This window comes from Stutzerimonas stutzeri (assembly GCF_019090095.1).
GTDB classification, from domain to species: Bacteria; Pseudomonadota; Gammaproteobacteria; order Pseudomonadales; family Pseudomonadaceae; genus Stutzerimonas; species Stutzerimonas stutzeri_AN.
The window spans coordinates 173356-196303 of the sequence record NZ_JAGQFP010000003.1 but is presented as its reverse complement, the minus strand read 5'-3'; the positions used below and the strand labels follow the sequence as shown (position 1 = coordinate 196303).

The 22948-nt window shown below is 64.3% G+C and carries 23 protein-coding genes; 12 read left to right on the top strand and 11 right to left on the bottom strand.

What is annotated here, in order from left to right:
- Positions 1-369 (top strand): DUF4870 domain-containing protein, encoded by a 369-nt coding sequence (locus KVO92_RS20730; protein ID WP_217477477.1) that lies wholly within the window; start codon positions 1-3, stop codon positions 367-369.
- 62 nt (positions 370-431) lie between these two features.
- Here KVO92_RS20730 and KVO92_RS20725 read toward each other — a convergent pair whose 3' ends face one another.
- Positions 432-1211 carry an exodeoxyribonuclease III gene (locus tag KVO92_RS20725; protein ID WP_021207186.1) on the bottom strand — a complete coding sequence of 260 codons (780 nt, stop codon included), beginning with the start codon at positions 1209-1211 and terminating at the stop codon, positions 432-434.
- Positions 1212-1294: 83 nt separating this feature from the next.
- Here KVO92_RS20725 and pyrE point away from each other — a divergent pair, with 83 nt between their 5' ends.
- Together pyrE and KVO92_RS20715 are read left to right on the top strand one after the other, a co-directional pair.
- Positions 1295-1936, top strand: a complete 642-nt coding sequence (gene pyrE, locus KVO92_RS20720) for an orotate phosphoribosyltransferase (RefSeq protein ID WP_217477476.1) — start codon at positions 1295-1297, stop codon at positions 1934-1936.
- A gap of 297 nt (positions 1937-2233) precedes the next feature.
- Positions 2234-2818 carry a DUF4124 domain-containing protein gene (locus KVO92_RS20715; protein WP_217477475.1) on the top strand — a complete coding sequence of 195 codons (585 nt, stop codon included), beginning with the start codon at positions 2234-2236 and terminating at the stop codon, positions 2816-2818.
- A gap of 64 nt (positions 2819-2882) precedes the next feature.
- Here the strand turns inward: KVO92_RS20715 and argB are convergent, their stop codons facing one another.
- From argB to coaBC, 4 genes are all read right to left on the bottom strand, one after another.
- A complete protein-coding gene (argB, locus tag KVO92_RS20710) occupies positions 2883-3797 on the bottom strand; it encodes an acetylglutamate kinase (protein WP_217477474.1) in 915 nt (304 codons plus the stop codon).
- 15 nt (positions 3798-3812) lie between these two features.
- The gene (algC, locus tag KVO92_RS20705; RefSeq protein WP_217477620.1) at positions 3813-5204 is read right to left on the bottom strand and encodes a phosphomannomutase/phosphoglucomutase; all 1392 of its coding nucleotides are present in this window, start codon (positions 5202-5204) and stop codon (positions 3813-3815) included.
- A 1226-nt stretch (positions 5205-6430) separates the two neighbouring features.
- Entirely contained in the window at positions 6431-6886 is a 456-nt protein-coding gene (dut, locus tag KVO92_RS20700) for a dUTP diphosphatase (RefSeq protein ID WP_217477473.1), read from the bottom strand.
- Positions 6887-6890: 4 nt separating this feature from the next.
- A complete protein-coding gene (coaBC, locus tag KVO92_RS20695) occupies positions 6891-8099 on the bottom strand; it encodes a bifunctional phosphopantothenoylcysteine decarboxylase/phosphopantothenate--cysteine ligase CoaBC (RefSeq protein ID WP_217477472.1) in 1209 nt (402 codons plus the stop codon).
- A gap of 119 nt (positions 8100-8218) precedes the next feature.
- Between coaBC and radC the strand changes: the two genes are divergently transcribed.
- Entirely contained in the window at positions 8219-8893 is a 675-nt protein-coding gene (gene radC, locus KVO92_RS20690) for a RadC family protein (protein WP_217477471.1), read from the top strand.
- Between the two features lie 10 nt (positions 8894-8903).
- Here radC and KVO92_RS20685 read toward each other — a convergent pair whose 3' ends face one another.
- Positions 8904-10247, bottom strand: coding sequence for a hypothetical protein (locus KVO92_RS20685; protein ID WP_217477470.1), 1344 nt, complete (start codon positions 10245-10247; stop codon positions 8904-8906).
- Positions 10248-10688, bottom strand: coding sequence for a PaaI family thioesterase (locus tag KVO92_RS20680; RefSeq protein WP_217477469.1), 441 nt, complete (start codon positions 10686-10688; stop codon positions 10248-10250). It abuts the gene before it with no gap.
- A gap of 143 nt (positions 10689-10831) precedes the next feature.
- On the opposite strand from KVO92_RS20680, the gene KVO92_RS20675 reads away from it, so the two are divergent.
- The 3 genes from KVO92_RS20675 to KVO92_RS20665 all read left to right on the top strand — a co-directional run bounded on the left by KVO92_RS20675 (position 10832) and on the right by KVO92_RS20665 (position 14714).
- Entirely contained in the window at positions 10832-12352 is a 1521-nt protein-coding gene (locus KVO92_RS20675; protein WP_217477468.1) for a 3-hydroxyacyl-CoA dehydrogenase, read from the top strand.
- A 150-nt stretch (positions 12353-12502) separates the two neighbouring features.
- On the top strand, positions 12503-14071 hold the full coding sequence (locus KVO92_RS20670) for a methyl-accepting chemotaxis protein (protein ID WP_217477467.1): 1569 nt from the start codon (positions 12503-12505) through the stop codon (positions 14069-14071).
- 118 nt (positions 14072-14189) lie between these two features.
- Positions 14190-14714 carry a DUF962 domain-containing protein gene (locus KVO92_RS20665; RefSeq protein ID WP_217477466.1) on the top strand — a complete coding sequence of 175 codons (525 nt, stop codon included), beginning with the start codon at positions 14190-14192 and terminating at the stop codon, positions 14712-14714.
- Between the two features lie 14 nt (positions 14715-14728).
- Here KVO92_RS20665 and KVO92_RS20660 read toward each other — a convergent pair whose 3' ends face one another.
- The 4 genes from KVO92_RS20660 to KVO92_RS20645 all read right to left on the bottom strand — a co-directional run bounded on the left by KVO92_RS20660 (position 14729) and on the right by KVO92_RS20645 (position 19269).
- On the bottom strand, positions 14729-15490 hold the full coding sequence (locus KVO92_RS20660) for a hypothetical protein (RefSeq protein ID WP_217477465.1): 762 nt from the start codon (positions 15488-15490) through the stop codon (positions 14729-14731).
- A gap of 170 nt (positions 15491-15660) precedes the next feature.
- A complete protein-coding gene (locus tag KVO92_RS20655) occupies positions 15661-17211 on the bottom strand; it encodes a phospholipase D family protein (protein ID WP_217477464.1) in 1551 nt (516 codons plus the stop codon).
- 62 nt (positions 17212-17273) lie between these two features.
- Positions 17274-18584: an NAD(P)/FAD-dependent oxidoreductase gene (locus KVO92_RS20650; protein ID WP_217477463.1), complete on the bottom strand. Its 1311-nt coding sequence runs from the start codon at positions 18582-18584 to the stop codon at positions 17274-17276.
- Between the two features lie 196 nt (positions 18585-18780).
- Positions 18781-19269, bottom strand: coding sequence for an Lrp/AsnC ligand binding domain-containing protein (locus tag KVO92_RS20645; protein WP_021207170.1), 489 nt, complete (start codon positions 19267-19269; stop codon positions 18781-18783).
- 148 nt (positions 19270-19417) lie between these two features.
- On the opposite strand from KVO92_RS20645, the gene dadA reads away from it, so the two are divergent.
- From dadA to KVO92_RS20620, 5 genes are all read left to right on the top strand, one after another.
- Entirely contained in the window at positions 19418-20716 is a 1299-nt protein-coding gene (dadA, locus tag KVO92_RS20640; RefSeq protein ID WP_217477462.1) for a D-amino acid dehydrogenase, read from the top strand.
- Entirely contained in the window at positions 20691-21047 is a 357-nt protein-coding gene (locus KVO92_RS20635; protein WP_217477461.1) for a RidA family protein, read from the top strand. Before dadA ends, KVO92_RS20635 begins: the two co-directional genes overlap by 26 nt.
- A gap of 113 nt (positions 21048-21160) precedes the next feature.
- Positions 21161-21709, top strand: coding sequence for a cupin domain-containing protein (locus KVO92_RS20630; RefSeq protein WP_217477460.1), 549 nt, complete (start codon positions 21161-21163; stop codon positions 21707-21709).
- Between the two features lie 153 nt (positions 21710-21862).
- Positions 21863-22285: a c-type cytochrome gene (locus KVO92_RS20625; protein WP_336512659.1), complete on the top strand. Its 423-nt coding sequence runs from the start codon at positions 21863-21865 to the stop codon at positions 22283-22285.
- 140 nt (positions 22286-22425) lie between these two features.
- Entirely contained in the window at positions 22426-22944 is a 519-nt protein-coding gene (locus tag KVO92_RS20620) for a cupin domain-containing protein (protein WP_217477459.1), read from the top strand.
- Positions 22945-22948: the final 4 nt, after the last annotated feature.

Sequence of the window (22948 nt, the reverse complement as noted above, 5' to 3'; positions counted from 1 at the left end):
ATGTCTGATCAGGAACTGATACCGCAGCCCTCTGCGCAAGCGCGTCAGTGGGCCATGTTCTGTCACTACTCGGCGTTCTTCTGGTTCCTGGTGCCGATGATCGGCAATGTGCTGGGGCCGCTGATCGTCTGGCAGCTGAAGAAGGATCTGGACCCCTTCGTCGACGAGCAGGGCAAGGAGGCGCTGAATTTTCAGATCACGTTCAGCATTCTGCTGATGATCTGCGGCGTGCTGGCCTGGATACTGATCGGTTTCCCGCTGATGGCGTTGATCAGCGTGGTGGCCCTGGTGCTGGTGGTAATAGCCGGAATCCGCGCCAACGAAGGCAAGCCTTATCGCTACCCGTTCTGCTGGCGGATCGTCAAATAGCCTGAAGCCGTCGCCCTTGGCGGGTTGCGGCTCACGTTACCTTCCAGCGATCAGTCGCGAGATCAGAGACTCAGCGTCCAGTCGTAGTCCACCACCAGCGGGGCATGCTGGGAGAATCTTGGTTGGCGCGGAAGGCGAGCATTGCGCACGAAGCGGCGCATGCCCGAGGTCAGGATCTGATAATCGAAACGCCAGCCCAGATTGAGCATCTGCGCCTGTTCGGTGTCCGGCCACCAGCTATAAAGATCGCCTTCGCGACTGGCTTCGCGCAGTGCGTCGACATAGCCCATGTTGCCGAAAATCTCATCGAGCCAAGCGCGTTCCGGTGCCAGGAAGCCGGTGGTCTGCTGGCAGTCGCGCCAGTTCTTCACGTCCAGCTTCTGATGGGCGACATACAGCGACCCGCAATAGATATATTCGCGACGCTTGCGACGTTGCTTGTCCAGGTAATGGGCGAAATCGTCCATGAACTTGAATTTCTGATTCAGCTCCTCATCGCCACCGCGGCCAGTCGGCAGCAGCAGGCTGGCGATGCTGACCTTGTCGAAATCGGCCTGCAGGTAGCGGCCGTAGCGGTCGGCAGTCTCGAAGCCAAGGCCCATGATCACGGCCTTTGGCTGGAGTCTGGAGTACAGCGCAACGCCACCCTGTTCCGGAATTTCGGCGTCGACGGTGTAGAGGAAATAGCCGTCTAGCTGGTAAGCCGGATCGTCGAGTTCTACTACGGAGGCGCGGGTATCCTGCAGGCAGATGACATCGGCATTCTGCGCTTGCAGCCAGCTGAGAAGACCCCGCTGCGCCGCCGCTTGAATGCCATTCACGTTGACGCTGATGATCCGCATAAATGGCCCCTAAAATCACGTGCGTGTATGATAACCCAAGCTCTTTGCAATTAGCTAAACAGTGTCTTCCGGGAATATTCTTCATGCAGGCGTACCAGCGCGAGTTCATTCGCTTCGCCATCGAACGCGGGGTTCTGCGCTTCGGTGAGTTCACCCTGAAATCCGGACGCATCAGTCCCTATTTCTTCAACGCCGGGTTGTTCAATACCGGCTCGGCGCTGGCGCAGTTGGGCCGCTTCTACGCAGCGGCCGTCGCCGACAGCGGAATCGATTTCGACGTCATCTTCGGGCCCGCGTACAAGGGCATTCCCTTGGCCGCAGCGACCGCCATGTCGCTGGCCGAACATCACCAGCGTGATTTGCCCTGGTGCTTCAACCGCAAGGAAGCCAAGGATCACGGCGAGGGCGGCACGCTGGTCGGAGCGCCCCTGCGCGGTCGTGTGCTCATTGTCGACGACGTCATCACCGCGGGAACCGCCATCCGCGAGGTCATGCAGATCATTCAGGCGCAGGGCGCGCAAGCGGCGGGGGTGCTGATTGCGCTCAACCGGCAGGAGCGTGGCCAGGGCCAGCTGTCGGCGATCCAGGAGGTGGAGCGCGACTGCGGCATGCCCGTGGTCAGCATCGTGTCACTGGCGCAGGTGCTGGAGTATCTGGCCGAGGACGAACAGCTCAAGCGCCACCTGACGGCAGTCGAGGCGTATCGGGATCAATACGGCATCTGACGGCGCCAGTCGCGGCCTGTCCAGGCGTAGCCCGCCACCGTTCGGCTGTGGTGGCGGTTGGGGTCGGCTTTGTCAGTATCTGACTATTTGCGGCGGTTCGCTGTAGCCTGATGTGAGCGTCGTTTTGCTGGGGTGCGATTCGCGCCGACAGCGGCCTTTTTTACCTAAGTGCACAGGTTGTGCTCAGTTGGTGTGCTTATTGCTGCAACGCTTTGATGGGAGGCCCAGGCCTCGCGGAAATTGACGCGGGCGCTTCGAGCGAATGTACCGGACAGGTCGAACAGGAAAGAGGCGTATATGCGGATAGGGAGTGGCGCGCTGTTGCTGCTGGGCCTGCTGGGCGCGATGACCGCGCAAGCTGAGCTGTATCGTTACGTCGACGACAAGGGTGTTGTGGTCCTTGATCGGCATGGCGTGCCGCCGCAGTACATCGGGCGTGGTTACGAGGTGCTCACCGATCAAGGGCGTGTGACCCAGGTCGTGCCGCCCGCCCCGACGGCGCAGGAGCGTCAGCGATTGCTCGAGGCCCAGGCGCGTGCCAGTTCCGATGAGCAGCTCCTGCGCTTGTATGCCAGCGCCGAAGATGTGGAACGGGCCAAGGTGCGTAAGCTGGCCGAGCTCGATAGCGTCCTCGGGATCACGCGGGGCAATCTGCAGTCGCTTCGCTCGCAGCAGGCCAACTTGCAGAGCCAGGCCGCGAACCACGAGCGTGCCGGTCGTGAGGTCCCCGAGCAGCTGCTGCTGCAGATCGAAAATTTGCGCAAGGAGCAGGCCAGCCTGCAGCGTGACGTCCAACGCTACAAGCAGGCACGTAAGCAGGCGGAAGTCAGCTTTGCCGCTGAGCGCGAACGCGTCGCGGAGCTGCTAGGGCCGTCCAGGTAGCCTGACAGCACACAAAAAAGCCCGGCGCCTCGTGAGAGGGCCGGGCTTTTTTATGGCGACGTTGTCACTGAGCGATCGGCGCCTTGCGGTTGGTGATCAGTGTACCGACGCCGATGTCGGTGAAGATCTCCAGCAACACGGCATTGGGCACGCGGCCATCGATGATGTGCGCGCTGTGCACCCCGCCCTGGACCGCTTCGAGCGCGCAACGGATCTTCGGTAGCATGCCGCCGTAGATGGTGCCGTCGGCGATCAGCTCGTCGACCTGGGCGGTGGTCAAGCCGGTAAGAACCTGACCCTGTTTGTCCATGAGGCCGGCGATATTGGTCAGCAGCATCAGCTTTTCCGACTTCAGCGCCTCGGCCACCTTGCCTGCGACCAGGTCGGCGTTGATGTTGTACGACTCACCGTCCGGACCCACGCCGATGGGTGCGATGACCGGGATGAAGTTGCCGCGAACCAGCATCTCCAGCAGCTCGGTGTTGACGCCAGTGACTTCGCCGACATGGCCGATGTCGATGATCTCCGGCGAGGTCATCTCCGGCGTCTGACGGGTCGCCTTGAGCTTCTTCGCGCGAATCAGCTGCGCATCCTTGCCGGTCAGGCCGATGGCCGCGCCGCCGTGCTGGTTGATCAGGCTGACGATGCTCTTGTTGACCTGGCCGCCAAGCACCATCTCGACGACGTCCATTGTCTGACTGTCGGTGACCCGCATGCCGTCGATGAAGTGGCTTTCGATATTCAGGCGCTTGAGCAGATCACCGATCTGCGGGCCGCCGCCGTGAACCACCACCGGGTTGATGCCTACCGCCTTCATCAGCACGATGTCGCGGGCGAAGCCGGTTTTCAGCTCCTCGCTCTCCATCGCGTTACCGCCGTACTTGATGACCAGCGTCTTGCCGACGAACCGGCGGATGTAGGGCAGCGCTTCGGATAGAACCTGGGCGAATTGGGTGGCGACTTCACGGCTGAGGGTCATGCAGGGCTCCGCAAATCAGAACGGCAAGGTAAGGTCAGGCGCGACAGTATAAAGCTGCGCGCGGAAGACTTCCTGTATGCGCTTGAGCTCGTCTTCGCTTTCGGCTTCGAAACGCAGCACCAGCACCGGCGTGGTATTGGACGCCCGGACCAGGCCCCAGCCTTTCGGGTAGTCGACACGCACGCCGTCGAGCGTGGTGATATTGGCTTCGCCCCAATGGGCGTCGCGGTGCAGCGCTTCGATGATAGCGAATTTGCTTTCATCGGTGACCGTGATGTTGATCTCCGGGGTGGAAACGTCGTTGGGGAATGCGGCGAAGACCTGTTCGGCGTCCCGTTTGTCCAGACTGAGGATCTCCAGCAGGCGCACGGCGCTGTAGATGCCGTCGTCGAAGCCGTACCAGCGCTCCTTGAAGAAGATGTGGCCGCTCATTTCGCCGGCGAGCAGCGCGCCGGTTTCCTTCATCTTTTTCTTGATCAGCGAATGGCCGGTCTTCCACATGACCGGACGGCCGCCGTAGCCACTGATCAGCGGCGTCAGCCGGCGCGTGCATTTGACGTCGAAGATGATGTCAGCGCCCGGGTTGCGCGATACCACATCCTTGGCGAACAGCATCAGCAGGCGGTCTGGGAACACCACGGTGCCGGCATTGGTGACCACGCCGACGCGGTCACCGTCGCCGTCGAAGGCCAAGCCCAGGTCGGCTTTTTCCGCCTTGACCTTGGCGATCAGGTCCTCAAGGTTTTCCAGCTTACCCGGGTCGGGGTGATGATTGGGGAAGTTGCCGTCGACATCGCAGAACAGCGGGATCACCTGGCAGCCCAGGGCCTCGATCAGTTGCGGCGCGATCACACCAGCCACGCCGTTGCCGCAGTCCACCACCACCTTGAGCGGCTTGGCCATCGCGATGTCTTCGCGGACGCGCTTGAAATAGCTGTCCAGTACATCGACCTGCTCCGCCTGGCCGACCCCTTCGCTGAGGTCGCCGGTCTCGATGCGCTGGCGCAAGGCCTGGATCTGCTCGTTGGCCAGTGTGTCGCCGGCAATAACGATCTTGAAGCCGTTGTAGTCCGGCGGGTTGTGGCTACCGGTGAGCATCACGCCGGACTTGCCGGCCAGCACGTTGGCTGCGTAATAGAGTACCGGCGTGGGCACCATGCCGACGTCGCTGACGCTGCAGCCGCTGTCCACCAGGCCCTGAATCAGATGCTGAACCAGTTCGGGGCCGGACAGGCGACCATCCCGGCCGACCGAGACATTGGGCTCGCCCTGGGCCAGGCTCTGGGAGCCCACCGCGCGGCCGATCCAGTAGGCGGTTTCGTTGGTCAGGGTGTCGCCGACCACGCCACGGATGTCGTAGGCGCGGAAGATGCTGGCAGGCAGCTGGGGGGCTTTAGGGGCACTCATTGCGGTTTCTCGCTCCTTGGGGTCGAGGCCAAGCCAGTCCTGGTCCTCGTCGAGAATGTCGATGTCGAGAATATCGGTGTCCTGGAACAGAGGGGCGCCGTACTCGTTGGTTTGGGCGTGCCGTGCCGCTGGCGGCGTGGCGGGCGCTTTGACCGTGGCCGCTCCGGCAGCGCGTGATGGCAGGCGGGCCAGGCTCCGGGCCAGCGCATCGAGCGCTGGCAGGCTCAAAGTCGGTGTTTGGATGGTCTTCCCGGAAGAGAGTTCCTGAACCATTCGTCCCAAGTGCAAGACATCTTCACGCAGTCGGCGCTGCTGGGCATTGAGCACCAGCTGCAGGCCCAGCAGCAGGCCGCCGAGAGCGGCCAGCGCGGCGCCGAGCAACAGCAGCGGCGGCTCCTTCGCACTGCCCGGTGTCTCACCGGGGAAGAAGTCGAGGGTCCAGTTCGGATTGGCCGACGACAGGCGGAGCGGCTCACCGACTTGGCTGGCGGCGCCCCGTTGTGCGAGTAGCTGTGCCGGGCCATTGTTGAATTGCTGGACGAGACGCAACTGGCCGGCGTCGGCAGGCAGTTTCGGCAGCGTGGCCAGCAGGCGATCCAGACTGACTACCAGCAGCAGCGTACCCTGTGCTGGTTGCTCGGGGCCCGGGCGCACCGCGACGGCGCTGTAGACCAGCCAGCGCTTGCCGACCTTGAAGGCTTCAGGGGCCGGTGGCGTGCCGGTTTCAGCGCGCTGCAGCAGGTCCAGCGCCGCGAAGTTCAAGGGGCCGGGACGGTCGGCGTTCTGCCGCGCCTGACCACGTGGGCTGAGGTGCGCATCGATCACTCCGTCGCGATAGCCCAGTTCGCGCTCGGCGGCGCGAATCCGCTCGGGCTGTTCGCTGCGCAGTGCGTCGAGCACCTGCGGGTCGCGCGCGGCGGCAAGGGTATCTTGCGTTAATTGCTGCAGCGCTTGTCCGACCGCAGACGCTTGGCTCTGACCCCAGGCTTCGGCCAGTTCAGCTGTGTGCCGGTGCTGGGTGGACTGGTGTGCGAACCAGACCAGCGCGCCCGCCACGACAAGCCCGAGTAACCCCGGCAGCAAACCCGGGGTCAGGGCTTTGAGGCTCGCACGGCGGCGGGTAGGCGAGGGGGCGGTGTCAGCGGGGTTGAGGACGCCGGCGTCCTTGGCGGTGCGCTTGAAGCCTTTCATGAAACTCCTCGAATCGTCCTGAATGCGGGCTGGACTCAGTGACTGCCCGAATGGCCGAAGCCGCCCGCGCCGCGCTCACTGTCGTCGAACTCGTCGACCAGCTCGAACTGCGCCTGGATCACCGGCACCAGCATCAGCTGCGCGATGCGCTCGCCCACGGCGATGCTGAAGCTGGATTGACCGCGATTCCAGCACGACACCATCAGTTCGCCCTGGTAGTCCGAGTCGATCAACCCGACCAGATTGCCCAGCACGATCCCATGCTTGTGGCCTAGGCCGGAGCGCGGCAGCACCAGTGCTGCGAGGCTTGGGTCGGCGATATGGATCGACAGACCGGTGGGGATCAGCAGCGTCTGACCGGGTTCCAGCGTGGTATTGGCCTGCAGCATGGCGCGCAGGTCGAGGCCGGCAGAACCGCGGGTGGCATATTCCGGCAGAGGAAAATCCCGGCCGAGGCGCGGGTCGAGAATCTTTGCTTGAAGTTTGTGCATGGGGTCAGGCCTGCTGGTAACGGTCGGCGATGAAGGCGATCAGCTGGCGGGCAATATGGCCCTTGCTGGCCTGGCTGAAGCGGGTTTCGTGTTGCTGGCGGTCGATCACCGTGACGGCGTTCTCCTCGCTGTTGAAGCCGATGCTGGGGTTGGCGACGTCATTGGCCACGATCAGGTCGAGGTTCTTGTCGCGTAGCTTGCGTGTGGCGTATTCGAGGAGGTTTTCCGTCTCGGCGGCAAACCCCACGCTGAACGGGCGGTCTTCGCGGCCGGCCAGCGTGGCGAGGATGTCGGGGTTACGGACCATCTGCAGCAGCAGCCCGTCGCCGCTGGTGGGGTCCTTCTTCAGCTTGTGCGGCGCAATCACTTCCGGACGGTAGTCGGCGACGGCGGCCGCGGCGATGAACAGGTCGCAGGGCATCGCGGCTTCGCAGGCCGCCAGCATGTCGCGCGCGCTGACCACATCGATCCGTTGTACCCGGTCGGGCGTCGGCAGGAATACCGGCCCGGCGACCAGGGTCACGCGGGCGCCGGCTTCGGCTGCGGCTTCTGCCAGCGCGAAACCCATCTTGCCGGAGCTGTGGTTGGTGATGTAGCGCACCGGGTCGATGTTTTCCTGGGTCGGTCCGGCGGTAATCAACAGATGCAGGCCGGTCAGGAGGCTGCGCTCGAAGCAGTCGGCGGCGGCCTGCGCCAGGTCATCCGCCTCGAGCATCCGGCCCATGCCGACGTCACCGCAGGCCTGGCTGCCCGCTGCCGGGCCGAACAGGCGGATCCCGCGTTGCTGTAGCAGCGCGCGGTTGGCCTGGGTCGCCGGATCGGCCCACATCGCCTGATTCATCGCCGGCGCCAGCGCCACCGGCGCGTTGGTGGCCAGGACCAAGGTGGTCAGCAGGTCGTTGGCCACGCCTTGTGCCAGGCGCGCCATGAGATCGGCGGTGGCCGGTGCGATCAGCACCAGATCGGCCCAGCGCGCCAACTCGATATGCCCCATGGCCGCTTCGGCGGCTGGATCGAGCAGATCGAGATGGACCGGGTGACCGGAAAGTGCCTGCAGGGTGAGCGGCGTGATGAATTCGCGACCACCATGGGTCATCACGACGCGGACCTCGGCGCCCTGGTCGCGGAGCCGGCGAACCAGCTCGGCACTCTTGTACGCGGCGATGCCGCCGCCGACGCCCAGGACGATGCGTTTACGATAAAGCCGCTGCATAGGCCTGCCTTGTTACGGGTGAGAACTGGTTCCGGCTGCGGCCGGCGACCCCGGTTAAAAGGCCGCTAAGATAGCACAGGGTCCTGACGGAAATAGGGCGTGCTCAACAGGGAGAAAACATGAGCATTCGTGACTGGCCGGCGGCGGAACGGCCGCGGGAGAAACTGCTTGAACAAGGGGCCGCGGCGCTCTCGGATGCGGAGCTGTTGGCGATCTTTCTGCGCACCGGGGTCGCCGGCAAGAGCGCGGTCGACCTGGCGCGGCATCTGCTCAGTGAGTTCGGCAGCCTGCGCGCGCTGCTGGAAAGCGATCTTGCGCTGTTCAGCACGCACCTGGGGCTCGGGCCGGCAAAGTTCGCCCAGCTGCAAGCGGTGCTGGAAATGGCGCGTCGGCATCTGGCTGAGCGCATCCGCCGCGATTCAGCACTGGAAAGTCCGCAAGCCGTGCGTGATTACCTCAAGGCGCGGCTGCGGCACGAACCGCACGAGCTGTTCGCCTGCCTGTTTCTCGACGCCAAGCACCGTGTCCTGACCTTCGAGGTGCTGTTCCACGGCACCATTGACGGCGCCAGCGTCTACCCGCGGCAGGTGGTCAAGCGAGCCCTGGCGCAGAACGCCGCAGCGGTGATTCTCACCCATAACCACCCTTCCGGCGTCGCCGAACCCAGCCAGGCTGACCGGCAGCTCACGCGCCGACTCACCGATGCGCTGGCGTTGATCGATGTGCGGGTGCTCGATCATTTCATCGTCGGGGATGGCGAACCGCTGTCGATGGCCGAGCACGGCTGGATCTAGCTGCTGCCGCTCATGCCAGCAGCGGTATCAGCAACAGCGGCAGCAACACGCTGAGCACGAAGCGACCATTCCAGCCCACCGCGATGCGCCAGGGCGACAGCCGGGCGTGGCGCGCCAGCAGCAGAGCAGAAGGACCATAGGGCGAAAGCAGCATGGCCAGCGAAAAGCCGAACAGCAGCGCCACGGCCGGTTGCATCACGGCCAGCCCCTGGCTCGCCAGTTGCGCCAGCAGCGCGGTGCAGAGGTTCAGCGAGATCAGCGGGGCGACACCGAGCAGCGCCAGCGCGATGACCGCCAGGGCGCCCGCGGTGCCCAGCGCGAACAGCGCCAGCGGCGTATCGCCGAATTGCTCGGCCAGGTGATGCACCGGCAGTACGGCGGCGACCAGTCCGGCCAGCAGCGCCGAGCTGGCAAAAATGAAGGTCTCGTTGCGCATACCGACCAAGGTGTCGCGTACTTCACTGAACACCTGCCCGGGCGCCGTTCCCTGCCAGAGCAGGATGGCGATCACCGCACTCGGCACCAGCAGCATGGCGGCCTGGGTTGCCGACAGCCAGGTCAGTGTCGCCAACAGCGCGATCAGCAGAACGCCGATCAGGCTGCCCATCAGCAATCCGCGCAGCTTGCCCAGGGACGTGCCTGGCGCGTCCACCGCGGCGCTGTGCGAGCGATCGATCAGCTGCTGTAAGCGCCGGTTCTCGGTCGGCCAGCCGAACAGCAACAGAATCGCACCGCCGAGCAGCCCGAACGGCAGCAGCGCGGCCCAACTCAGGCCAGGCAATTCACGGGTCAGGATCGCCACGGCGACGCTGGTGGGTGCCAGCAGCGGCACCAGCGCAAAACCCCGCAGTGCGGTCACCATCACGCCGCGTCGGCCCTCGCGGCACTGGGTGTCGCTGTAGGGCCGCCGCTCGAGATGATTTTCCAGCGATCCGCAGATGAGGTTGAGCATGCCGAAACTGAGCACCGAACTGATCGCGAAGGTGCTCATCAGGTATCCGGGGTAGAGCCATGCGCGCGGTCCGGCCAGCAGCACCCGGTGCAGTTCGCTCAGTTGTTCGAGGCGGCGGACCAGGCAATGCATCAGGCCCAGCGCGCCGATGAAGGCGCCGTAGTAGGCCGCCGACGCCAGTACGCGTGCCGTCTGTTCCCAGTTGGCCGCGCCAGACAGCAGCCAGTAGCCGAGAACCAGCAGGGTCACCATTCCCAACCGCCGCGGGTAGGGCATCAGCGAGCGCCAGTGCCAGACGAAGAACAGCACCAGCAGCGCACCGCTGGCGACGCTCAAGGCCTGTAGCCGGGTCAGCAACGCCAGCAGTTCGAACAGCAGCGCCAGCGGCAGTAGCGCGGTCATCTAAGCGGGTAACTCGCGCCGGCGTGCGCCGCGCTTGAATACCCCTTCGCCGAAGGCGATCAGCCGGTCCTGTTCGTCCAGCAGATCACAACTGGCCATGAATACCTTGTGACCGGCGGAGCGGCAGCGCGCCAGCGCCCTGATGCGGCTGCCGGCAACGGCAGGCTGGCTGAAATTGATGTTCATCGACAGCGTCATCGCAACGCGACGCTCGGCAGGGTCCGGTTCCCAGGTGCCGCTCAGGCCCATGGCGACATCCATCAACGTGGCCATGACGCCTCCGTGCATGTTGCTGGCGTTGTTCAGATGCCGCGGCAGCAGATCGAGGGCGAGGGTGACCTGCTCGGGTCCGTAGGCCAGCAGCTCGCAGCCGACGTCCAGGAAGAAGCCGGTCACCGAAGCGTGGACCTGCTGCAGCTGGGCGGGAGAGTAGTCGGACATGAGCGTGGCGTTCGGTTGCGGGTGGCTTGCTAAGGAGACTGGCAGTCTTTAGGCTCTCGGTCAATAAAGGCGGAATGTTATTTCGCACAGCGAAACATGGTAGGTCACGAACAGTCGCAGCACGACGCATCGAGGAGGTTCGCATGTTTTCCCGTATCGGCATCATCGGCGCCGGCGCCATGGGGCGCGGCATCGCGCAATTGTTCGCCAGCGCTGGTCAGCAGGTCTGGCTGTACGACGCTCGTCCCGAGGCCATCGACCAGGCGCTGCAGTTCAACCGCGAGCTGCTTGAGCGCAGTGTCGCCAAGGGCCGGCTGGCTGCCGATGAACTGCCCTCGATCCTGGCCAGAATGCAACCGGCTCACCAGTTGGCCGAGCTGGCCGGCTGCGACTTGCTGATCGAGGCCATCGTCGAGAACCTCGAGGCCAAGCAGCGCCTGTTCGTCGAGCTGGAAGGGCTGATTGCCGACGATGCGGTGCTGGCGACCAATACCTCGTCATTGTCGGTGACGCGCATCGCCAGTGCGTGCGCGCGGCCCGAACGGGTCGCCGGGTATCACTTCTTCAATCCGGTGACGCTGATGAGGCTGGTCGAGGTGGTACGTGGCGAGCGTACCGATCCGTCGGTCATCGAGCGTCTGGTGCAACTGGCCGAGCAGGCCGGGCACTTCCCGGCGATCACCCCTGACACGCCCGGTTTTCTGGTCAACCACGCTGGCCGCGCCTATGGCACCGAGGCACAGCGCATTCTCAGCGAGGGCATCGCCACGCCGGAGCAGATCGATCGCATCCTGCGTGACGGCCCCGGCTTTCGTATGGGCCCGTTCGAATTGTTCGACCTGACCGGCCTGGACATCTCCCATGCGGTGATGGAGTCGGTGCACGACCAGTTCTACTACGACCCGCGCTACACGCCTTCCTATCTGGCGGCGCAACGGGTGGCCGCGGGGCTGCTCGGGCGCAAGACCGGGGAGGGCTTCTACCGCTATGACAATGGTCAACAGATCCGTAGCGCCGAGCCGCGCTTCTCGCCTGTGACGGTCGACCGGCCTTTCTGGCTCGACAGCCTCGAGCCGGGGCTGCGCAGCCATATCGGCTCGGTGCTGGGGCAAGCCGGTGCGGTGCTCGAAGACGCCAGCGAACCGTCCAGCGGGGCGATCTGCTTGATTACCCCGCTGGGCGAAGACGCCAGCAACTGCATCGAGCGCCTGGGACTGCCGGCGGCACGTACTCTTGCTCTGGATCTGTTCAGCGACCTCGACAAGCGCCGGGTGCTGATGCGCCAGCCGGCGCTGGACCCGGCGCTCGAAGCGCAGGCGCGGCAGGCACTGGGTGCCGATGGCGTGCCGGTGGAGGTGATCAACGACTCACCGGGTTTCGTCAGCCAGCGCATCATTGCCAGCATCGTCAACCTCGGCTGCGAAATCGCCCAGAAGGGCATCGCCACGCCCGAGACGCTCGATCGCGCGGTGACCGTTGCGCTCGGCTACCCGAAAGGGCCGCTGGGGTTCGCCGAGCATTACAACCCCGCGCGAATCCTGAGCATCCTCGAGGGCATGCAGGCGTGCTATGGCCACGAGCCGCGTTACCGCCCGAGCTCCTGGCTGCGTCGACGGGTGCAGCTCGGTTTGCCGTTGACGGCACCAGACGCTGCGCGCGAATGAACAAGCGCCGCCCCGGCGCTGAGTGGGCTTAAGGTTGGTGGGTGTTGGCCGTTAACCCGGATATCCGCCTCTGTGCGACCAAAGAACCCTGTTCATTGGCCGCACGGGTGGTAAAACGCTTCCTTACCGGATGAACACAAGAGGCCAGCGATGCGCCCTGCCTTCCGCACTCACCCCAAGGCCTGTCTGTTGCATGCGGTGTCCCTGTTCGGGCTGCTGCTGTTTCACGGCTGGATGGAATTACCCTTCTACCTGACCGTGCTCTCCGTTCTGCTGCTCGGCCTGTGGCCCTGGCTGGGGCCGTGGCGCGCCGAAGCGAAGGCACCGACCACGGACAGTGCCGCTGCGCAAAGCTCCGCGGCATTGAGCAAGAGCCTGTCTCGCCACACCTGCCATAACGCCCTGTCGGCGGCGCAGGTGTCCTACAGCGCCGAGCAACTGGCCGCACGGCTGCAGTCGCAGCTGGTGGCCATCGATGAAATCGCCTCCGGCGCCGAGGCGATGACCGCGACCGAGCAGGACAGCGCCGCCCGCGCACAGCAGACCCTGGAAGCCGCCGAGGCAGTACGCCGTAGCAGCGAAGCCGGACGAGTCGAGCTGCAGCACGCCAACGAGCGCATGCAGCAGCTCAGTGCCCAGACCGAAGCCAGTCGCGCATTGCTGGACGGGCTCGCCGCGCGCACGGAAGAGATCCGTCAGATCACCGACGTGATTCAGTCCATCGCCAGTCAGACCAATCTGCTGGCGCTCAACGCCGCCATCGAGGCCGCGCGTGCCGGTGAAGCCGGGCGTGGCTTCGCCGTCGTGGCCGACGAGGTACGCAATCTCGCCGGGCGCACCAGCAGCGCGACCGAGGAGGTCGGGCGAATGGTCAGTGACATTCGTGAGCAAAGCGCAGCGGTGGTCAGCCACATTCGAAAACAGGCCAGCGAGCTCGACGAGGCGGCGGCGCAGGTGGCCGGAACCGGCGTTCAGCTCAGCACCATCGCGGAGCTGGCCGGCAATGTCGAAACCCAGGTGGCGGAAATCGCGTCCGGCACGGCCAGCAATCACGAGCGGCTGGCGCAGCTGTTCGTGGCACTGGAGCAGCTGCGTGGCGATGCGCTGCAGAGCGAGGGCCAGACCCGGCAGCTGGAGCAGGCCGCCGGCACCCTCGTCGATCAGGCGGAGACCGTCAGCGAGCAGCTGGCCGAAGTGCAACTCGACGATTACCACCAGGGCATCTTCGATCTGGCGCGGGAAGGGGCGGCGGCCATTGCGGCGCGCTTCGAGGCGGACCTGCAGGCCGGCCGACTGAGCGTCGATGATCTGTTCGATCGCAATTACCAGGCGCAGCCGGGCACCAATCCGACCCGCTACAGCACCCGCTTCGACCGTTACGCCGACGACGTCCTGCCGGCCATTCAGGAGCCCTTGCTGGCCCGTGACAACGCGCTGGTCTACGCCATTGCCACCACGCCGGAAGGTTATGTGCCGACACACAACCGAGCCTTCAGCCAGCCGCCGGTGGGCGACCCGGAGATCGACAAGGTCAAGAGTCGCAGCAAACGGCTGTTCAACGACCGCACCGGCGCCCGCTGCGGCAGCCACCAGCGCAAGGTGCTGCTGCAGACCTATAGCCGCGATACCGGCGAGCTGATGCATGACATTTCCGTGCCGATCATGGTGGCCGGGCGGCACTGGGGTGGTTTGCGCCTGGGCTACCGTCCCGAGCCGTAGCGCGCCGAGACGGGCTTGGCACAAGCGCCATGGTCTTTGGCGCTCGTCCAGCATCCTTGGTCCTGCTGCGGGTCGCCTGGCTGGCTAAGCTTGGCGCACTGCCACCTGGAACTCGTCCATGAAGACCCTGACCGATCATCTGGCGCAATATGCCGCCTACCATCGCGATCCGCGGAATCTACTCAGCCATTTCATCGGCATCCCGATGATCGTGTTCGCCGTCGCGGTGCTGCTGTCGCGCCCCGGCACCGAGGTGCTCGGCCTGTGGCTGAGCCCGGTGGCCCTGGTTGCCCTGCTGGTCGCGTTGTTCTATCTACGACTGGACCTGCGCTTTGGCCTGCTCATGACCGCCGTGCTGCTGCTCTGTGTCTGGGGCGGGGCAAGACTGGCGCAGCAGCCAACCGCCGTCTGGCTGAGCACCGGCGTCGGCTTGTTCGTGGTGGGTTGGATCATCCAGTTCGTCGGGCACCACTTCGAAGGGCGCAAGCCCGCGTTCGTCGACGATCTGGTCGGTCTGATCATCGGGCCGCTGTTCGTGGCGGCCGAACTGGGCTTCATGCTCGGCCTGCGCCAGCCGGTGCGTCAGGCTATCGAGGCGCGAGTCGGGCCGGTAAGGCTGCGGCAGCGCCCGGTCGATGCCTGACGCTGCGGCTACGCTCAGTTCGTACCGGTGTTTGCCGAGAGCGCCATCCACTGATCGCTGAGGCTGCGTGCATGGCGATCGACCATGATCGGGGCGAACGGTCGGCCTGATGCGGTATTGAACGAGTTGTTACCGCTGTTCATGTCTTCGAGCGCCACCTTGAGAAAGTCCCAGCGGGTCTTCAGTTTGGCGATGGCCGGGTTCGATGCGCTGTCGAGTGCGGCGAGCTGTTCGTCGATAGACGGGACCAGGCGCCGCTCATCTTGGCCGAGATAGGTGTCCGGTTGCTCGCGGGCGGTCTCGAACGAGCCGACGTAGGCACGACTGAGGTATTGGACCGTCAGGTATTCCACCTTGGCCGGCAGTTCGGCGCGGACATCGGCGCCTTGCTGGCCGCGTACCGCAGTCAGGAAGTCGCGCAGGGCCTTGCTCATCTGCAGCGGCCAGCCCCACGGTACATCGTCCTCCTTATGGCCGAAGCCGGCGCCTTCGCGCAGCGTCGCCTGTAGCGTCTGGTGGTGCGCGCGCAGCTCGGTGCTGGCGCCGGGAAAGGCATTGACCGCGTCCGCCAGCGCCTTGAGGTCATTTTCCATGCGGGCCAGATGTGCTTTCTGGAAGCCTTCGCCCCGATAGAGCAGCAGGCTGCTGGTCGCACGGTTGGCATGGATCTGCATGCTTTCCAGCGCGTTGAACGTCTGCGCCTGGGCGGGGTTGATCAGTGCCGGAAAGCAGCTGATGAGTAAGGTCACCATCCATATCCATTTGCGATGATGCATGTCGCGCTCCTTTTTATTTTTATAGAAGCAGGTGCCGTATCGGCTTGGGAGCGGCAGCTGGCTGCCGTGGCACCTTGGTATCACACGAAGGGGTCAAATCAAGCGGCACGGCAATTTGGCTGGCAATCTTGGCCGGATCGCCCTGCAACCGCTCGGGCGAATTGATGTCGCTAAAGCATTCGTTCCAGCCCTATCACGCGACTGATCCAGGCGTTGAAACGTCGCCAGGTACCGCCTGGCTCCTTGAGCAGCACCTTGCGGCGGTTATCGTCTTCGGCGATCCAGATCAACCGCTCACGACCCTTGAGTTTTACCAGCCGTACCTCGTAGCTCACTGCCGGCGAGGTACCTTCGAGCGTCAGCCGCTGCACCTCGCTGGCCAGCTCCGCGCTCTCGATGAGGACGCCAACTTCGGTGTTCCAGAGCACCGAGCGGGGATCGAAGTTCAGCGAGCCGAGAAACACCTCCTGGCGATCGAACACTGCCGCCTTGCTGTGCAGGCTGGACTCCGATTCACCGCCGAGGTTGTAGGAGGGCTCCTGATCAGGCTGTCGACGCAGCTCGAACAAGCGCACGCCCGCCTCGAGCAAGGGACGGCGATACGGCGCGTAACCGCCATGGACGATCGGCACGTCGGTCGCTTCCAGCGAGTTGGTCAGAATGCGGATCGCGACACCGTGGCTGGCCCGTTCGGTCAGGTAGTCCACCCCGTCCTCGGTGGGGACGAAGTAGGCCGATATCAGCGTCATTTCCCGGCTGACGGCATCCATGGTCGGTTGCAGTCGCGTGGTCAGCAGCAAGCGTTCATCAGGAATTCCGCTCGCGTTGATCTTTTCCGGATGGTCCCAGAGGGCCTCACCGTGCGCCCATACCAGTCCCTGGAGCCAGTGTTCCGGTGATGCGCCATCGAGCTCCGAGACCAGATGCTGGTAGCGCTGCGGGTCGCGCTGGCGATCGGCCCGTACATATTGGGTGATCTGTTGGCGTGCTTCGCTCAAGGCATGGCGTCGAGGCGGGCTGCGCAAGAAGTGCTGAATGGGCACGCTGAGGGGATGGTTCCAGTACTGATCGAAGCTGGTGGCGAGCTGCCGAGCAACTGGCCCGGCCGCGAGCAGGTCGAGATCGGTGAAGTTCAGCCCCGTGTCGGCATCGAAGTACTCATCGCCCAGGTTGCGACCGCCGACGATGGCCAGGCTGCTATCGGCCAGCATCAACTTGTTGTGCATGCGCCGATGCTGTTGCGACAGGTGAAGCAGACGGCCGAGTGAGCGAGTGACAATGTTGCTGCGCCCAACATGCAGCGGGTTGAACACGCGGATGAAGACATTCGGATGCGCGGCCAGTGTGGCGATCTGGTAATCGCTGCCGTCGCTGGTGGTGTCATCGAGCAGCAGCCGCACCCTGACGCCCCGGTCGGCAGCCTTGAGCAGCTCATCGACCAGAATGCGGGTGCTGATCCCGTCGTGGACGATGTAGTACTGCACGTCCAGGCTCGTTTCGGCTGCACGGATCATCTTGACGCGAGCGGCGAAGGCTTGGGCGCTGGCCGGTAGCAGGCGGAAGCCCGAATAACCGGACGGCTGAGCGGCTGCCAAGGCTGCGACCTCTCGCGTCAGCGACGACTGCTGACTGACGAGCGCATGCGAACGGGGCGCGGATACCAGCTGACCGGCGCAGCCGGCCAGCGACAGAAGTGCAAGAAGCACCAGCAAGATGCGCAAGAGTCCACTCCTTCAGATCGTTATCGGTCCCTGCCGATTGGACGCCAGCGCAACGGTGAAATTCAGAACAGGTCCTTGAGTCGATACCAAAGCATGCCCAGCGCCAGCAGTGGCGAGCGCAGCCGCTGGCCTCCCGGAAAGGTCGGGTGTGGCACGGCAGCGAACAGGTCGAAGCGGCCCTGCGCCTGGCCGCTGATGGCTTCGGCCAGCAACCGGCCGGCCAGGTGGGTCGCGTTCAGCCCGTGGCCGGAATAGGCCTGGGCATAGTAGACGTTGGCATGGTCGGTCAGCCGCCCGATCTGTGGCAGCCGGTTGGCGCCGATGCCGATCATACCGCCCCACTGGTAATCGATGCCGATGCCTTGCAGTTGCCTGAATACCTTGAGCATCTTGGGCTGCATGTAGGCGGCGATGTTCTTCGGGTCGCGGCCGGAATAATGGCAGGCCCCGCCGAACAGCAGCCGGCCATCGGCCGCGAGGCGGAAATAATCCAGCGCCACGCGCTGATCGCAGACCGCCATGTTCTGCGGCAACAGTTCGTGAGCCAGCGCTGCGGGCAAGGGTTCGGTGGCGATGATGTAACTGCCGGCCGGCAGCACCTTGCCTGCCAGGTCCGGCTGCAACCCCTGCAGATAGGCGTTGCAGGCCAGCACCAGGTGTTCGGCGCGGACGCTGCCTCGTGCGGTATGCACCTGTACCCGCGGGCCGTAATCGATGCGCTGCACCGCTGAGCCCTCGAACAGACGCACGCCGAGCGCCTGGGCCGCCGCGGCTTCGCCGAGGGCGAGATTGAGCGGGTGCAGATGCCCCGAGCCCATGTCCACCAGCCCGCCGAGATAACGATCGGAACCGATCACCTCGTGCATGGCGTGTTGCGCAACCAGGCGCAGCGGATGCGAATAGCCGAGGCGTTCGAGATCGGCTCGCTCCGCCTCGAATCCCGCGACATGCCGTGGCTTGGTGGCCAGGTCGCAGTAGCCCCAGGTCAGGTCGCAGTCGATGCGGTAGCGCTCGACGCGCTGGCGGACGATGTCGACGGCCTCGAAGCCCATGCGCTTGAGGGCGTCGACCCCGTCGGCACCGAGTACCGTCTGGAACTGCTCGACATCATGGCCGACACCGCGAATCAGCTGCCCGCCGTTGCGCCCGCTGGCGCCCCAGGCGATGCGGTGCGCTTCGAGCAGCACCACGGAGAATCCCCGTTCGGCGAGTTCGATGGCCGTGTTGAGGCCGCTGAAACCACCGCCCACCACGCACACGTCGGCGTGCTGTTCGCCTTCCAACGGCGCGAATTCGAGGGTGCGATTGGTGCTGGCTGCGTAGTAGGACGGGGCGTGAGCGTGCGGATGGTCGGCCTGTTTGCGGTGGGTCATGATCGAGCCTTGGACGATTTTGTCTGGCCGAAGGGTAGACCGTCGATCGGACCCAGCGCAAAAAAGCAGCTCGGGCGCAATGCTCCGAAGTCCGAACAATCGGGTGGATGCGCGGCGCTGCATCGCCGGAACGGATCGCTCTGGCACGCCAAGCGCTCAGCTCGTTGCGTTTGGCTTCGAGGCTTCAGCGCGGCGGTCAATCCGGTACCGGCAGTTCGAGCGACTCCTTCACTTCTTCCATGACGATGTAACTCTTCGATTCACGGACGTGCGGCAGCTTGAGCAGGATGTCGCCGAGCAGCTTCCGGTAGGAGGCCATCTCCGAGATGCGCGCCTTGATCAGGTAGTCGAAGTCGCCCGAAACCAGATGGCATTCCAGCACGTGGGGCAGCTTGAGCACCGCGCGGCGGAACTCCTCGAAGATATCGCCCGATTTGTAGGCCAGGCTGATCTCGACGAATACCAGCAGGCCGCCCTTGAGATGCTGGGGGTTCAGCCGCGCGGTGTAACCCATGATGATGCCTTCACGTTCCAGACGCCTGACCCGCTCGGTGCACGGCGTGGTGGACAGGCCGATGCGTTCGCCCAGCTCGGTGAAGGGCATGCGTCCTTCAGCTTGCAGCAGGCGGAGGATCTGGCGATCGATTTTGTCCAGTTCGCGGCGGGTCTGATGCTTGGTTCTCATAGGCGCATCGCCTCCATTGAAGGGTTTAAAGGCGTGAATAAATCGCAAATATAGCCTGTTATATAGCGAAAAACCCTACTCGCAGCTTCCTATACTCCGCTTAACAGTGACTCGAAAAAGCCCGGCACTGAACGGGCGGGAGGCGGCGATGCGTGTTCTGGTGATGGGTAGCGGCGTGATCGGTACCACCAGTGCCTACTATCTGGCACGTGCGGGTTTCGAGGTCGTGGTGGTCGACCGCCAGCCGGCGGTGGCCATGGAAACCAGTTTCGCCAACGCCGGCCAGGTGTCGCCTGGCTATGCCTCTCCCTGGGCCGCGCCGGGCGTGCCGCTCAAGGCGATGAAATGGCTGATGCAGCGTCACGCACCGCTGGCCATCAAGCTCACCGGCGATATCCAGCAGTACCTGTGGATGGCGCAAATGCTGCGTAACTGCACGGCGGCGCGCTATGCGGTGAACAAGGAGCGCATGGTGCGGTTGTCCGAATACAGCCGCGATTGCCTCGACGAGCTGCGTGCCGAAACCGGTATCGAATACGAAGGCCGGCAATGCGGTACCACCCAGCTGTTCCGCACCCAGGCGCAACTGGATAGTGCGGCCAAGGACATCGCCGTGCTGCAGGCATCCGGCGTGCCGTACGAGCTGCTCGACCGGGCCGGCATCGCCCGGGTCGAACCGGCCCTCGCACGTGTTTCCGACAAGCTCAGCGGCGCATTGCGCCTGCCCAACGATCAGACCGGCGATTGCCAGATGTTCACCACCCGGCTGGCCGAGATGGCGCGAGGGCTCGGCGTCGAGTTTCGCTTCGAGCAGGACATTCAGCGGCTGGAGTTTTCCGGCGATCGTCTCGATGGCGTCTGGATCGACGGCAAGCTGGAAAAGGCCGATCGCTACGTGCTGGCGCTGGGCAGCTACAGCCCGCAGATGCTCAAGCCGCTGGGCATCCATGCGCCGGTCTACCCGCTCAAGGGCTATTCGTTGACCGTCCCGATCAGCAATCCGAGCATGGCGCCGGTCTCGACCGTGCTCGATGAGACCTACAAGGTCGCCATCACCCGTTTCGATCAGCGCATTCGGGTCGGTGGCATGGCCGAAATCGCCGGGCACGATCTGTCGCTGAACCCACGGCGGCGCGAAACCCTGGAGATGGTAGTAGGGGATCTGTTTCCGCTGGGCGGTGACCCGAGTCGCGCGGAGCTTTGGACCGGCTTGCGGCCGGCGACTCCGGACGGCACGCCGATCATCGGCGCAACGTCCTATCGCAACCTGTTTTTGAACACCGGCCACGGTACCCTGGGCTGGACCATGGCCTGCGGCTCTGGTCGCGTGCTCGCCGACCTGCTGGCGAAGAAACGCACCCAGATCAGCACCGATGGCCTGGATATTTCCCGTTACGGTACTCACAAGGAGTCTGGCAAACATGCCCATACAGCGCCTGCACACTGATTCGCGAATGAGTCAGATCGTCATCCATCGCGACACGGTTTATCTGGCCGGGCAGGTGGGTGAAGACCTGAGCGCGGGCATTGAGCAGCAGACCCGCGAAACCCTCGATAACATCGAACGGCTGCTGCGCCAGGCGGGCACCGACAAGCAGCACATCCTGTCCGTCACCATCTATCTGAAGGACATCGAAGCCGACTTCGCCGGAATGAATGCCGTCTGGGATACCTGGTTGCCCGCCGGGGTCGCCCCGGCGCGCGCCACCGTCGAAGCCAGGCTGTGCGAACCGGAGATTCTGGTCGAGCTCTCGGTGGTCGCAGCATTGCCGGACTGATAGGCCTTTGGCCGTACGCGTCTCGGCAATTCGTCCTGATGTGTTGAAAATAGCGAACGCCCTCGCCATCATAGCCACCTATGTCTATCGCGCTTGCTTGGGAGGCTCCCCTATTGGACGTCGGCGTTCGACTGCAAACCATCCGCAAACTCAAAGGCCTTTCCCAGCGTGAGCTAGCCAAGCGTGCGGGCGTTACCAACAGCACGATCTCGATGATCGAGAAGAACAGCGTCAGTCCTTCGATCAGTTCGCTGAAAAAGGTGCTGGGCGGCATTCCGATGTCGCTGGTCGAGTTCTTTTCGCCCGATTTCGAGCAGGAAGGTGACACCCAGGTCGTTTACAAGGCAGGCGAGCTGATCGATATATCCGACGGCGCGGTGAGCATGAAGCTCATCGGCAAGGCGCATCCGGGGCGGGCGATCGCCTTTCTCTCCGAGACCTACCCGCCGGGTGCCGATACCGGTACGGACATGCTGGCGCACCAGGGCGAAGAGGCCGGCATGCTGGTCGAAGGGCGGCTGGAGCTGACCGTGAACGGCCAGACCTACGTGCTCGAGACGGGCGATAGCTACTATTTCGACAGTAACAAGCCGCATCGCTTCCATAATCCATTCGATGCGCCGGCCAAGCTGATCAGCGCCACCACGCCCGCCAATTTCTGACGGGCACATGCGAAAGTGGGGGGCGGTGCGACACAAGGTCGCTGGACTGGGCTGCGCGACATGGGTTGTTTCGGCAAGCATGGCTTGCCGCTATACTAGCCGCCGCTCGCGTTACCGTGGCCGCGGGCGTGTCTAGCCACATGAGGGTGTAAGGTGAACCTGATTAAGAAGATCCTGGTAGCACAGACTGCCGTAGTGGCCCTGTGGGCAGTGAGCGCTCAGGCTGCGACCAACGACGACATCGCCGAGCGGCTCAAGCCGGTGGGCGAAGTGTGTATTCAAGGCGAGGAGTGCGCGGCTGCTGGTGCCGCCACTGCGGCCGCTGGCGGCGCTGCCCGCAGCGGTGAAGACGTGGTCGGCAAGTTCTGTGGCGCCTGCCACGGCTCCGGCTTGCTCAATTCGCCGAAAGTAGGCGATACCGCTGCGTGGCAGGCTCGGGCCGACAAGGAAGGCGGTCTTGACGGCCTGCTGGCCAAGGCCATTTCTGGTATCAACGCCATGCCGCCGAAAGGCACCTGTGCCGATTGCTCGGACGACGAACTGCTTGCCGCCATCAAGCACATGTCCGGTCTCTGAGTTCAGCCGGTCAGACAAGCCGCCTTCGGGCGGCTTTGTTGTTTCTGGCGGGGAGAAAAGCGCGGGGGCCTCGGGTCGAAACTTCAAACCGGTCCCTGAGCTGCCGTGTCGCTGGCTCAGGCCCGCACGACGAGGTGCCTATGCCCAGCTCCGCCCCGCAACCCGAGCAGTTGCTGTTTTCCAGCGACGGCCGCACGCCGAACAGCCCGCATCCGGTGCTGATATACCGCCAGCTGCCACTGGCCGATGGCGACTATGCCGGCGCCTTCGAGCGGTTGTTCGACAGTCATCTTTGGCCGGCTCAATGGCGTGCCGGTGTCTTTGACTACCATCACTACCATTCCACGGCGCACGAAGTCCTGGGGGTGTCGCGGGGGTCGGCACGGCTGATGCTCGGTGGCGAACAGGGCCGCGAAGTCGAGGTGCGTGCGGGAGACGCACTGGTGCTGCCGGCCGGCACCGGTCATTGCCAGCTCGGCGCCAGCGATGACTTCGAAGTGGTAGGCGGCTACCCGGTGGACCAGCAATACGACTTGCTGCGCCCGGACGAAGCCAGCCATGACCAGGCGCAGGCACGCGCGCTAAAGGTCGGCGTGCCGGTGAGCGATCCGGTTGCCGGAACCCAGGGTGCGCTGGTCGATCTGTGGCGCAGGGAATAGCGCC